The sequence below is a fragment of the Pantoea sp. PGP6 genome, assembly GCF_053474785.1.
Genome location: NZ_JBQBMA010000001.1, coordinates 376,874 through 389,688, shown reverse-complemented (window position 1 = coordinate 389,688; position 12,815 = coordinate 376,874). Strand labels below are relative to the sequence as shown.

The window sequence follows — 12,815 nt, the reverse complement described above, 5'->3', positions numbered from 1 at the left end:
TCAGTGGAAAATCCCTGCCATAGCGCTACGCTAGAAAGACGCCTGTCATAAAAACAACACCTGCTGTGGCACCCAACTCACGATGGAAACGATCACCGATCTAATCGATAAGATTTATGCTGGCACTTTTCCCGCGGCAATGCGTACTCAGCTGCTGGCGGATATTGCGCAAGCGCGCGATGTCATCAAGCTGCCGCGTAAAGCGCACTGGGATGAGCAGGACGTGGTGCTGATCAGCTACGCCGATCAGTTTCGCGAAGCCGATAAGCCGACGCTCAGCACCTTTTCCCGTTTCTATCAGCAGCACCTGCAGTCTATTTTCCCGCTGGTGCACCTGCTGCCGTTCTTCCCCTGGTCGTCTGACGATGGCTTCTCGGTGATTGATTATCATCAGGTCGATCCGCTGTGTGGCGACTGGCAGGATGTGGCGCGGCTGCATCAGGAAACCCGGCTGATGTTTGATTTTGTCTGTAACCATATGTCGTCGCACAGCGCGTGGTTCAGACACTTTCTGGCGCAGGACCCGGGCTGGGATGACTTCTTTATCAGCATGCCGCCCGCCACCGATCTCAGCGCGGTAACCCGCCCGCGCACTTCACCGCTGCTGACGCCGTTTCAGATGGCCGATGGCGAGACCCGCTTTATCTGGACCACTTTTAGCGCCGATCAGATTGACCTCAACTTCGCCAATCCGATGGTGCTGCTGCGCATGGTCAACGTACTGCTCGACTACCTGAAGCGCGGGGCGGATTATGTGCGGCTGGATGCGGTGGGCTACATGTGGAAAACGCCCGGCACCCGCTGCATTCATCTGGAAAAGACCCATCAGCTGGTGAAACTGTTCCGCGCCATCGCCGATATTGTCGCGCCGGGCACGGTGATTATCACCGAGACCAATGTGCCGCATCAGGACAACATCAGCTATCTGGGCAACGGCCATGATGAGGCGCAGATGGTCTACCAGTTTTCACTGCCACCGCTGGTGCTGCACGGCATCCACACCGGCTCGGCGCGCGCACTGCGGCAGTGGGCCAGCAGCCTCGATCTCAGCAGTAATGACACCACCTTCTTCAACTTCCTGGCGTCGCACGACGGTATCGGGCTGAATCCGGCGCGCGGCATTCTGAGCGAGGTGGAGATTGTGGCGCTGGTGCGCGATCTGGCGCTGGAGGGCGCGCTGGTCTCCTATAAAAACAACCCGGACGGCAGCACCAGCCCGTATGAAATCAACGTCACCTACCTGGATGCGTTAAACCGCGAAACCGATGATGACGCGACCCGCCTGCAGCGATTTTTACTGGCGCATGCCATTTTGCTGGCCTTCCCCGGCGTGCCGGCTATCTACATCCAGAGCATTCTCGGCTCACGCAACCACTATGATGGCGTGCGGGCGGCAGGACATAACCGGGCAATTAATCGTCAGAAGTACCCTTTAAAAGAGATTGAGGCAGCGCTGGCAGGAGGTGACTGGCTGCGCCAGCAAATCTATACCCATCTGGGTAAGCTGATTCAGCTGCGTCGTCGTCAGCCGGCGTTTCATCCCGATAACCCGATGACGCTCTACGACAGCGAAAATGCGCTGCTGGTGATGCGGCGGCATCAGCCAGAAAGCGGTGACGGACTGCTGTGCGTGTTTAATCTCGGCGGGCGTCCGGTTGAGACCCGGTTGCCGGTGGCGCATACCTTGCAGGATGTGGTGAGTGGCAGGAAGGTTGATGGCACCCAGCCGGTGAGGCTGGATGCCTGGCAGTTTATGTGGTTACGCTAATTATTTATAGACGTCAGCCGTGGCGCTGAATTTACCGTGCTCACGGCCCGCGATGACCAGGTAATATTTGCCCCCTTTCTCATCAGCAAGCTGCGACAGCACTTTTTTCGCATCCATTGGCGAGGTGGTTTCCGCCGTGGTATTGACCGTACCAATCTTCTGCAGGTTCATCTTCTTAACTTCTTCTTTGGTGACCTCTTTCGCCGCCATCGCAGAAAATGAAATCGCGCCCATCATCATTGAAGCCACAACCCATTTAAAAACCTTCATTATGTTTACCCTCATTCATGGTCCATTGTGAGATGTAAGCAGCCGCGAAACGCGTAAGGCTATATGGAACGGCATAGTCCTCCGTGACTAATCACATAAAAATGCAGCGGCCTTGCTCACGAAGAGAAGTATTGCCGCTACCGGCAAATTTGCCAGTCACCGGCGCAATTATGTCGGCAAATCGTTGATGAAATTCATAATCTGCTGACAAAACGCCTCCGGATGGGAAATAAAAGGCGCGTGGGCGGCTTTGTCTATCACCCGCGAAGGCGAAGCGGGCAGCGTCTGATCAAGGCGGGCAGCAATGCTGCGCGGCACTAAACCATCCAGTGCGCCGTACAGCCGCAGGAACGGCAGCGATATCTGCGGCAACGCGCTGCGCAGATCGACCTGCCGCAAAATATCCAGTCCGCTATCCAGCACCGCCACCGATGGCATTGGCTGCGACAGCACCACCTCTTTCAGGTGGCGCGCGTCGGCCCGGGCGGTCTCTGTTCCCAGGGTTTGCAGCGCCAGAAAGCGCTCGACCGTGCGCTGAAAATCATTGCTGAGCAGCTGCTGAAAATTTTGCAGCGTGTCGGGTTTAATACCTGGCCACTCTGCATTGGCGGTAAAACAGGGAGAGGATGCCACGGTAATCAGCGCACGCAGCCGTTGCGGCGCGGTCAGCGCCAGCTGGGTTGCCACCAGACCGCCCAGCGACCAGCCTGCGACGATCGCCTGCGGAGGCAGCATCGGCAGTAACTGCTGCGCCATTTCGTCCAGCGTCAGCGCGCCAAACGCCTGGCTGCGGCCATAGCCAGGCAGATCGACCAGATGCAGGCGATAGTGCGGGCTGAGCCGCGGAATAATGCTTTGCCAGACTTCCGCATTCAGTCCCCATCCGTGCAGTAGCACAAGATCCACATTCCCTGTTCCACAGGTGTGCCAGTAAAGCGACGTCATCAGTTACTATCCCGAAAGTGATAAGGAGGTCGCTATGCTATCAATGCCTGCCCTGTGTTGGCTATGCCGGTTGCCGTTGCGAATCGCGCAACACGGTCTGTGCAGCCTCTGTTTACGTCAGCTGCCCGCCCTGCCGCGGCTCTGCCCGCGCTGCGGATTGCCAGCCGGTAACCTGCGGCTGCCCTGCGGACGCTGTCTGCTGAAGCCGCCGCCTTGGCAGGCGCTGATCTGCGTAAACAGCTACCGTCCGCCGTTCAGTCGCTGGGTTAATCAGCTCAAATTTTCTCGCGTTACCGCACTCAGGGTGATGCTGGCGCGGCTGCTTTTGCTAAGCTGGCAGGATAGCTACCGACGTGGCAACCTGCCACGCCCTGACCTGCTACTGTCGGTCCCGCTGCACCCGCGACGATGCTGGCAGCGCGGCTACAATCAAACCGATCTGCTGGCCGCGCCGCTGGCGCACTGGCTGGGTTGCGAGCGGGGGGTGGGATTACATCGTCAGCGACAGGGGGCGTTACAGCATCAGTTGAACGCCCGCCAGCGCCGCAGAAACCTTCGCGGTGCCTTCCGCCTTGAAATGGCGGTGCACGGACGCCATATCGCCCTGCTGGATGACGTGGTCACCACCGGCAGCACGGTAGAAGAAATCAGTCGCCTGTTACTGGCGCAGGGAGCGGCCAGCGTGCAGATCTGGTGCCTGTGCCGTACCTTGTAGAGCGTCATTGATGGGCGTATTATAACCAACTAAATTAGTCAACTATTGAGCAATCGACATGATCCGAATTACTGATTCTGCCCAAGAGCATTTTTCCAAACTGCTATCCAAACAAGAAGATGGCACCCAGATTCGCGTATTCGTGATTAACCCGGGTACGCCAACTGCCGAATGCGGTGTCTCTTACTGCCCACCCGATGCGGTTGAAGCGACGGATACCGAGCTGAAGTTCGAAAAGCTCTCCGCCTACGTTGACGAACTGAGCGCGCCCTATCTGGAAGACGCTGAAATCGATTTCGTCACCGATAACCTCGGTTCGCAGCTGACGCTGAAAGCGCCTAACGCCAAAATGCGTAAGGTCTCTGACGATGCGCCGATGGTAGAGCGCGTTGAGTATCTGCTGCAGGCGCAGATCAACCCACAGCTGGCTGGCCACGGCGGTCGCGTGTCGCTGATGGAGATCACCGATGACGGTTACGCCATTTTGCAGTTCGGCGGCGGCTGTAATGGCTGTTCAATGATCGACGTCACCCTGAAAGATGGCATCGAGAAAGAGCTGCTGGCCGCCTTCCCGGAACTGAAAGGCGTACGCGATATCACCGAGCACCAGCGCGGTGAGCACTCGTTCTATTGATGATCACGCGCGACAGCCCGGCTGTCGCGCTGATCTGTTCAGCCAGGCTTACGCTGCTGGCTGACCGCGTTAAGCAGCTTATTCACTTCCTCGTCAGCAAACATCTCTTCCAGCGTTTTACTCAGTTTCCGCCGCCAGTTGGGGTATTGCTCAACCGTGCCCGGCACATTTACCGGCGTAGTCATCCCGAGCCAGTCCTCCGGCTGCAGGCCCAGCAGGGCGCTGTCGGTATCGGCCAGGAAGCGATGTATCGCCCGGTTCAGCCTCGGCGTCATCGCCAGCTTATCGGCTTTTTTCGGACTGCGGGCCGGTAGCGCTCCCGCCTGATGCAGCGCATCAAGCAGCGCCTGCTTCTGTTCTGCCCGCTGCTGATGCAGCGCCTTAACCGCATCACCCGGATAGAGGCCAATCTTCTCGCCCAGCGACAGATCGCCCTGCTCCCAGAACCCGGTCAGCGTTGGCAAATCATGGGTACTGGCGCTGGCAATTGACTGGCGCGGGTAGGCTGCGGGAGCGCGATAGCTGCCGTTTTTCTCCTGCTCGAACCACAGCACCTTCCATGAAAACACCCCGCTTTTACGCAGCAGGCTGACGATCTCTTTCGGTACGGTGCCTAGATCCTCCCCGATCACCATGCAGCGCAGCCGGTGGCTCTCCAGCGCCAGAATGCCGAGCAAATCATCAACCGGATAGGCCACGTAGGCACCTTTATCGGCCGTTTCCCCGGCCGGCACCCACCAGAGGCGCAGCAGCGACATCACATGGTCGATTCGTAACGCGCCGCAATCGCGCATATTGGCGCGCAGCATGTCGATAAACGGCTGATAACCTCGCGCCTGCATCACGTGCGGATCCATCGGCGGCAGGCCCCAGTACTGACCCAGCGGACCGAGGCGATCGGGCGGCGCGCCAATCGACGCCTGCAGACGATACAGCTCCGGATCGTGCCAGGTTTCAGCACTGCCTTCCGCCACGCCGACCGCCAGATCGCGATAAAGACCCACGCTCATCCCCAGCGCCTGGCTGCGCGACCAGCAGCGGGAGAACTGCTGCTGTGCCAGCCACTGCAACCACTGCCAGAAGGTAATTTCCTCTTGGTGCTGCTCGCACCAGTGCTGCACCTCCGGCAACTGGCTGTTACGCCAGCCTTCCGGCCACGCGGGCCAGCCCCAGTGCTGCGCATTGCCCGCCCGCCGCTCAAGCTGTATGCCATCATAGGCCGCCTGATAGCGCAGGCTGTCTCCGCCCTCACGGACAAAGGCAGCCCACGACTGTTTATCTTCGCTCTCTGCATCCCGCGCCTGGAAGTGTGCCCAGGCGAGGCGCAGCGCGGCCAGCTTAAGCGCCATCACCGCTTCATAATCGACCAGCTCCGCCTCACGCGCTTTGCTCAGCGCCCGCTGCGTTTTAGCGCTTTTCCACCACTTCTGCGCCGCCGGGCTCTGCTGGAAGTCGACCACCTGACCCACGTCGATATAGATAATATTCAGCCAGCGACGCGACGACGGACTGTAGGGGCTGGCAAAATCGGCGCTGGCCGGATAGAGCGCATGCAGCGGATTAAGCCCGACGAAATCGCCGCCGCGGGCCGCCAGCTGCTCCAGCAGCGTCTGCAGATCGCCGAAGTCACCGATGCCCCAGTTCTGCGCCGAACGAACCGTATAGAGCTGTACCAGTGCGCCCCAGCGCTTCTCGCCCGCTTCCAGCGCCGGCGGCAGATAGCAGCGGCGCGGCGTGACAATGATGCGGGTCTGCCACTGCTTTTTTCCCTTACTCAGCGTCAGCTGGTGATAGCCCTGCGCCAGCGGACCTGGCAACGTAAAGGATTCGCCGGCCGTCAGTTCACCGCTGAGCTGCTTGCCCTTCTCGGTCTGGAGCTGCCAGTGATAAACACCGCTGCCCTGCGGCGTGAGCTGACGTTTACCGCTGCCGCTGAAGACCGCGACCGGCGGTAAGGGTGACTTCTTTGCATCATGAGGATCGCCCATCACCGCCAGCAACGCGCGTTTGGTGTCGTCGCTGATCGCCTCTTTCTCGCCGTTAACGTTAATGTAATCCAGTGAAATACCGGCCGCACGGGCGGCCTGATCAAGTGAGTTCTGTTTCATGCTGCTCCTTAGCGTGCTGCCTGCCAGATACGTTGCTGATAATCACCAATGGCGCGATCCGAGCTGAACATGCCGGTTCGCGCGGTGTTGAGGATGGCGGCGCGGGTCCAGCTTAGCGGATCGCGCCACAGCGCTTCCACGCGTTGCTGTGCCTCGATGTAGGCCTGAAAATCTGCCAGTACCAGCCACGGGTCGCCGTTTTTGGTCAGGCTCGCCAGCATCAGGTCAAACGCCTGTTTGTCCCCGCCGCTGAATTTGCCCTTCTCCAGTGATTTGAGTAGCGCGTCGAGCCCCTTGTTCTGCTTGCGCACTTTTTTCGGGTTATACCCGGCGGCTTTCAGCGCTTTCACCTCATCAACGCGATGACCGAAGATAAAGATATTCTCCTCGCCGACCTGTTCAGCGATTTCGACATTAGCCCCGTCCAGCGTGCCGATGGTCAGCGCGCCGTTCAGCGCCAGCTTCATATTGCCGGTGCCGGACGCTTCATAACCGGCGGTGGAAATCTGCTCAGATAAGTCCGCGGCCGGGATCATCATCTCCGCCACGGTGATCCGGTAGTCGGGAATGAACACCACTTTGAGCTTGTCGCCGACCCGCGGGTCGTTGTTGACCACTTCCGCCACTTTATTGATAGCGTAAATAATATTTTTCGCGAGGTAATAGCCGGGAGCCGCCTTGGCGCCAAACAGGAAGACGCGCGGAATAACGCGGGCATCGTCCGGGTTATCAAGCAGGGTCTGATAGCAGTGCAGGATATGCAGCAGGCTGAGATGCTGGCGTTTGTACTCATGTAACCGCTTGATCTGCACGTCGAACATCGCATCCGGGTTGACGATAATGCCGGTGTGCCGTGCGATGTAGTCGGTCAGCCGCGCTTTATTCTGCTGCTTGATGCTGCGGTAACGCTGACAAAACGCCGGATCGTCGACATAGGCTTCCAGCCCTTTGAGCGCATCAAGGTTATTGACCCACTCCACCTTCAGCGTGTCATCAATCAGGGACGCCAGCGCCGGGTTACACTGTTTTAACCAGCGGCGCGGCGTAATGCCGTTGGTGACGTTATGGAATTTCTGCGGCCACAGCTGGTAATACTCCGGAAACAGATCGGTCACCACCAGGCTGGAATGCAACGCCGCCACGCCGTTTACCGCGAAACCGCTGACCACGCAAAGGTTCGCCATGCGCACCTCACCGTCCGCCACCACCGCCAGCTTGTGCCATAGCGCTTTGTCATCCGGCCAGCGCTGCTTCACCTGCTTTTTCAGGCGCTGATTGATCTCTTTGATGATCAGCATGTGACGCGGTAGCAGGCTGCGCATCAGTTTTTCATCCCAGCGCTCCAGGGCTTCGGGCATCAGCGTGTGGTTGGTGTAGGCGAATAACCGGCTGGTGATATGCCAGGCCTGATCCCAGCTCAGTTGATGCTCGTCCAGCAACCGCCGCAGCATTTCCGGGATGGCGATGGTCGGATGGGTATCATTAAGCTGAATCACTTCGAAATCGGGCAGACTATGAATGCTGCGCCCCGCCAGATGGTGACGGCGCAGAATATCGGCCACCGCACAGGCGCACTGGAAATATTGCTGCATCAGGCGCAGGCGTTTGCCCGCCTGATGGTTGTCGTTGGGATACAGCACCTTCGTCAGTTTTGCCGCATCAATGCCGGGCTGCTCCGCCTGCAAAAACTGACCGTCGTTAAAGCGGGTCAGATCGAAAGGATGGGCGCTGGTCGCCTGCCACAAACGCAGCGGCAGCGTGGTGCCATTGCGGTAGCCGGTAACCGGCAGATCCCACGCCTCGCCGCGCAGATAAAAATCGGGCTGCCAGCGTACGCCGCCCTGCTCCAGTTTCTCCACGCTGCCGCCCATCGCCACCTCAACATCCAGTGCCGCATTGTGGCGGAACCACGGATAGCGTTCGCGCTGCCAGTCATCCGGCGCTTCAATCTGCTGTCCCTGATCGAACGACTGGCGAAACAGGCCGTACTGATAGTTGAGCCCGTGGCCGGTGGCCGACTGACCGACGGTGGCCATGGAGTCCATGTAGCAGGCCGCCAGTCGACCCAGCCCGCCGTTGCCGAGCGCCGGATCAACCTCCTGCTCCAGCAGTTCAGTTAGATCGATTTGCTGCTCAGCCAGCAGCGCTTTTACGTCGTCATACCAGCCAAGATTGAGCAGGTTATTGCCGGTCAGGCGACCGATCAGGAACTCCATCGACAGATAATTGACGTGGCGCTGCCGCTCAGAGACGCGGGGAGCCGGTTGCGCAGCCAGTAATTCCGCCAGCGCAGCGCTAATCGCCTGCCACCACTGGTGCGTGGTCATCTGTTGTGCGGAGGTGAGACCTAAGTGTTGCCATTGACGGGTTAGTGCGGCGTTGAAACGGGCTTTATTGAATTTTTGCTGCGGCATATCACTCCCTTCTGTTACGCAATGAGGTGAAGCAAAACGAGCAAGCGCACGGGCTGGCAACAGGGTGCCAGCGACGTGTTAAGTAAAGACGGGAGTGGGGAAAAAAGCGACAGCAATCAAACAAAAACGCCAGCCGGGCAGCTGGCGAGGGCGGAAATCAGCAGAGTTCGAGGTGGACCTCATGCTGCTCAATCACCTTCATCACGCTGGCTGGCGGCATTTTATCGGTGTAGAGATGATCCAGCAGGTTCATGTTGCCGAGGTTAACCATCGCGTTACGGCCAAATTTAGAGTGGTCCGCAACCAGCATCACGCAGCGTGAGTTTTCAATGATGGCGCGCTTGGTACGCACTTCGTGATAGTCGAACTCCAGCAGTGAGCCATCCATATCGATTCCGCTGATGCCGAGAATGCCATAATCAAGGCGGAACTGAGAGATGAAGTCGAGCGTGGCTTCTCCCATTACCGCCCCGTCACGGGTACGCACTTCGCCACCGGCGATGATGACCCGAAAATCGGGTTTCCCCATCAGCAGCATCGCCACGTTCAGGTTGTTGGTCACCACCCGCAGATCGTTATGGTTCAGCAGCGCATGCGCCACCGCTTCTGGCGTGGTGCCGATATCAATAAACAGCGTGGCACCATCCGGGATCTGGCTGGCCACCCGCTGCGCAATCCGCGCTTTCTCCACCGACAACATCATCTTACGATCGTGCCAGGCGGTGTTTTCAGAACTGGAGGGAAGCGCCGCGCCGCCGTGATGGCGCTGAATCTTATTTTGATCGGCCAGATCGTTCAGGTCGCGACGAATGGTCTGCGGGCTCACCTCGAAATGATCCACCAGCTCCTCAGTACTGACATATCCCTGACGTCGGACTAAATCGATAATCGCGTCATGACGTTGCGTCTGCTTCACGTTCCTCTCCTGTTTTCTCGCTTATTCCTGAAATGCCGCGACTAACGGCGCGCGATTTTTCGCGTATCGACCAGCGCCATGGCTAAGCCGACCACCAGACCGGCGACGTGCGCCGCGTTGGCGATCGCCAGACCAAACGCGCCAAACCAGCCAATCACCAGCCAGACCAGCGCGAAGCCGATCAATCCACGTTCCAGATAGATGCCGCTGTCGGGATCGCGTTCACCGCGCAGCCAGCAATAGCCCATCAGCGCATACACCACGCCCGACAGACCGCCAAACCAGATGCCGCTGAATTTGGCCTGCATCCAGCCGCTCAGCAGCGCGGAGATCAGCATAATCACGAACAGCTTGCCGCTGCCGAGCCGCTTCTCTACCGCGCCGCCCAGATACCACCACCACATCAGGTTGAACAGGATGTGCAGCAGTGAAAAGTGCAGCAGCGCATGGCTGAACCAGCGCCAGACCTCAAGATGCTGATCGGTGTCCGGCCACGCCAGCCAGGACATCACGGTGCGATCGCCGACGATCTGCATCAGGATAAACACCGCAATGCAGAGCAGCATCACCGTCATGGTCAGCGGACCGGCACGCTCGCGGATGTTGGCCCAGATGTTGCTGCGCTCATAGCGTAAGCCGCTGTCCGTTTTGCCGCTGTGCCAGCTCGCCGCCTGATAGCGCGGATGGTTAGGATCCTGCACGAACTGCTGAAGTTCGTTTTCGACCATCTCCAGCTGACTTTCATCATCCAGCATGATGACGTAGTGGCTTTCACGTTCAATACGCAGCGTGACGCCGCGCGTTGCCATGTAGTCAACAAACGCCTGCGCCATGCGCGGCTGGTTAAATTGGGTAATGCGCATCAGTAACTCTCCATGTGACGAGCGGCAATTTATTCGCTGCCGTGAGCAACCTGCTGGGGAAAAGCGGCACGCCAGGCGTCAAACCCGCCGTCAATGCTATAGGCGGCGCTGAATCCCTGGCCCAGCAGAAATTGTGCGGCGCCTTTACTGCTGTTGCCGTGATAACACATCACCAGCACCGGCAGGCTATGGTCCGCGCCGGCAACAAAGTCGCTGAGATTGCTGTTGGTCAGATGCAGTGCGCTGGCGGCGTGACCGAGGGCAAAGCTTTGTGGGTCACGGATATCGACCAGCAGGGCACCCTGCGCCAGACGGTCCTGCGCCTGCTGCACATTAATACATTCAAACGTTTCCATGGTGTCTCTCATAACATCGTCACAATGGCGCCTAGTGTAACCCGAGAATCAGCGCCTATAACCTGACAATCATTGCGGCTTTGTAATTTTTTCCCCGGCAGAATGTTAGCTATATCACGCAAAATTGTTTTTACCTGGTTAAAAGCTGGCATCAATGTTGGTTTGCGATTATGATTATGCTCGAAAACGAACATTAATGAACTATTCCGAACATCGGAGGAGATGACGTGGAAACCAAAGACCTGATCGTGATCGGCGGCGGCATCAACGGTGCCGGCATTGCAGCAGATGCTGCAGGACGCGGACTGTCGGTGCTGATGCTGGAGGCGCGGGACCTGGCTTGCGCGACCTCCTCCGCCAGTTCAAAACTGATTCATGGTGGCCTGCGTTACCTGGAGCACTACGAGTTTCGTCTGGTGAGTGAAGCGCTGGCCGAACGTGAAGTGCTGCTGAAAATGGCCCCGCATATCGCTTTCCCGATGCGCTTCCGCCTGCCGCATCGCCCGCATCTGCGTCCGGCGTGGATGATCCGTACCGGCCTGTTTATGTATGACCATCTGGGTAAACGAACCAGTCTGCCAGGCAGTAAGAGTTTGCGTTTTGGCGCGGATTCGGCCCTGAAGCCAGAAATCACGCGCGGATTCGAATACTCCGACTGCTGGGTAGATGATGCCCGCATGGTGGTGCTGAATGCGCAGGAGGTGGTGAAGCGTGGCGGTGAAGTGCGTACCCGTACCCGCGTCACCCGCGCCTGGCGTGAAGGCGGCCTGTGGATGGTCGAAGCGGAAGATGTCGACAGCGGCAAAACCTACACCTGGCGCGCTAAAGGCCTGGTCAACGCGGCAGGCCCGTGGGTTAAACAGCTGTTCGACGACAGCCTGAAGTTAAAATCGCCGTATGGCATTCGCCTGATCAAAGGCAGCCACATCGTGGTGCCGCGCGTGCATACCGAGAAGCAGGCTTACATTCTGCAGAACGAAGATAACCGTATCGTGTTTGTGATCCCGTGGATGGATGAATTCTCCATCATCGGCACCACTGACGTGGAGTACAAAGGCGATCCAAAAAACGTTCACATCGACGACAGCGAGACCGACTACCTGCTGAAAGTGTTCAATGGCCACTTTAAAAAGCAGCTGACCACGGACGATATTGTCTGGTCATACTCCGGTGTGCGTCCGCTGTGTGATGACGAATCCGATTCACCGCAGGCGATTACCCGTGATTACACGCTGGATGTGCGTGACGATAACGGCCAGGCACCGCTGCTGTCGGTGTTCGGCGGCAAGCTGACCACCTACCGTAAGCTGGCGGAACATGCGCTGGAGAAACTGGCGAAGTACTACCCGAATGCCGGCCCGGCCTGGACGAAGAACTGCGTGCTGCCGGGCGGTAATATCTCCGGTACCCGTGAAGATTACGCCGCCAGCCTGCGTCGCCGTTATCCGTTCATTAGCGAAAATATGGCGCGCCACTTCGCCCGTACCTACGGCAGCAACACCGAAACGCTGTTAGCCGGCGCGAAGAGTCTGGACGATCTGGGTGAGAATTTTGGTCATGAGTTTTACGAGGCCGAATTACGTTACCTGGTACAGCATGAATGGGTGCGTGAAGTTGACGATGCCATCTGGCGCCGTACCAAGCAGGGCATGTGGCTGAGCAAAGAGCAGCAGGCCCGTGTGGCAGAATGGCTGGCGCAGAAAGCCAAACCCACGCTGTCACTGGCGTCATAATCAGGCAACACGGAAAAAAGCAGGCTCCGGCCTGCTTTTTTTAACTGCCGCAACCGGGTTACGGCAACAGGCTTTCGCGGTAAGCGTCAGTCG

At 58.3% G+C, this 12,815-nt stretch carries 11 protein-coding genes; 4 read left to right on the top strand and 7 right to left on the bottom strand.

Annotated features, from left to right (window positions below; all coding sequences use genetic code 11):
* The first annotated feature begins 82 nt into the window (after positions 1-82).
* Positions 83-1,768, top strand: coding sequence for a sugar phosphorylase (locus ACLIBF_RS01775; protein WP_069729419.1), 1,686 nt, complete (start codon positions 83-85; stop codon positions 1,766-1,768).
* Here the strand turns inward: ACLIBF_RS01775 and ACLIBF_RS01770 are convergent, their stop codons facing one another.
* Both ACLIBF_RS01770 and bioH read right to left on the bottom strand, forming a co-directional pair.
* Entirely contained in the window at positions 1,769-2,038 is a 270-nt protein-coding gene (locus ACLIBF_RS01770) for a YdgH/BhsA/McbA-like domain containing protein (protein ID WP_031375651.1), read from the bottom strand.
* Positions 2,039-2,206: 168 nt separating this feature from the next.
* Positions 2,207-2,983 carry a pimeloyl-ACP methyl ester esterase BioH gene (bioH, locus tag ACLIBF_RS01765; protein WP_448309209.1) on the bottom strand — a complete coding sequence of 259 codons (777 nt, stop codon included), beginning with the start codon at positions 2,981-2,983 and terminating at the stop codon, positions 2,207-2,209.
* A 34-nt stretch (positions 2,984-3,017) separates the two neighbouring features.
* On the opposite strand from bioH, the gene gntX reads away from it, so the two are divergent.
* Complete coding sequence (gene gntX / locus ACLIBF_RS01760) at positions 3,018-3,698, top strand: DNA utilization protein GntX (protein ID WP_448309208.1); 681 nt, start codon at positions 3,018-3,020, stop codon at positions 3,696-3,698.
* A 58-nt stretch (positions 3,699-3,756) separates the two neighbouring features.
* Positions 3,757-4,332 carry a Fe-S biogenesis protein NfuA gene (gene nfuA / locus ACLIBF_RS01755; RefSeq protein WP_031375648.1) on the top strand — a complete coding sequence of 192 codons (576 nt, stop codon included), beginning with the start codon at positions 3,757-3,759 and terminating at the stop codon, positions 4,330-4,332.
* A gap of 38 nt (positions 4,333-4,370) precedes the next feature.
* Here the strand turns inward: nfuA and malQ are convergent, their stop codons facing one another.
* The 5 genes from malQ to glpE all read right to left on the bottom strand — a co-directional run bounded on the left by malQ (position 4,371) and on the right by glpE (position 10,989).
* Entirely contained in the window at positions 4,371-6,440 is a 2,070-nt protein-coding gene (gene malQ / locus ACLIBF_RS01750) for a 4-alpha-glucanotransferase (protein WP_448309206.1), read from the bottom strand.
* Positions 6,441-6,448: 8 nt separating this feature from the next.
* Positions 6,449-8,854, bottom strand: a complete 2,406-nt coding sequence (gene malP / locus ACLIBF_RS01745) for a maltodextrin phosphorylase (protein ID WP_448309204.1) — start codon at positions 8,852-8,854, stop codon at positions 6,449-6,451.
* Positions 8,855-9,011: 157 nt separating this feature from the next.
* Positions 9,012-9,770, bottom strand: a complete 759-nt coding sequence (locus tag ACLIBF_RS01740; RefSeq protein ID WP_316553205.1) for a DeoR/GlpR family transcriptional regulator — start codon at positions 9,768-9,770, stop codon at positions 9,012-9,014.
* A 41-nt stretch (positions 9,771-9,811) separates the two neighbouring features.
* On the bottom strand, positions 9,812-10,633 hold the full coding sequence (gene glpG / locus ACLIBF_RS01735) for a rhomboid family intramembrane serine protease GlpG (protein ID WP_031375644.1): 822 nt from the start codon (positions 10,631-10,633) through the stop codon (positions 9,812-9,814).
* Positions 10,634-10,662: 29 nt separating this feature from the next.
* The gene (gene glpE, locus ACLIBF_RS01730; protein WP_448309203.1) at positions 10,663-10,989 is read right to left on the bottom strand and encodes a thiosulfate sulfurtransferase GlpE; all 327 of its coding nucleotides are present in this window, start codon (positions 10,987-10,989) and stop codon (positions 10,663-10,665) included.
* 227 nt (positions 10,990-11,216) lie between these two features.
* On the opposite strand from glpE, the gene glpD reads away from it, so the two are divergent.
* A complete protein-coding gene (glpD, locus tag ACLIBF_RS01725) occupies positions 11,217-12,722 on the top strand; it encodes a glycerol-3-phosphate dehydrogenase (RefSeq protein WP_031375642.1) in 1,506 nt (501 codons plus the stop codon).
* The last annotated feature ends 93 nt before the right edge of the window (positions 12,723-12,815 follow it).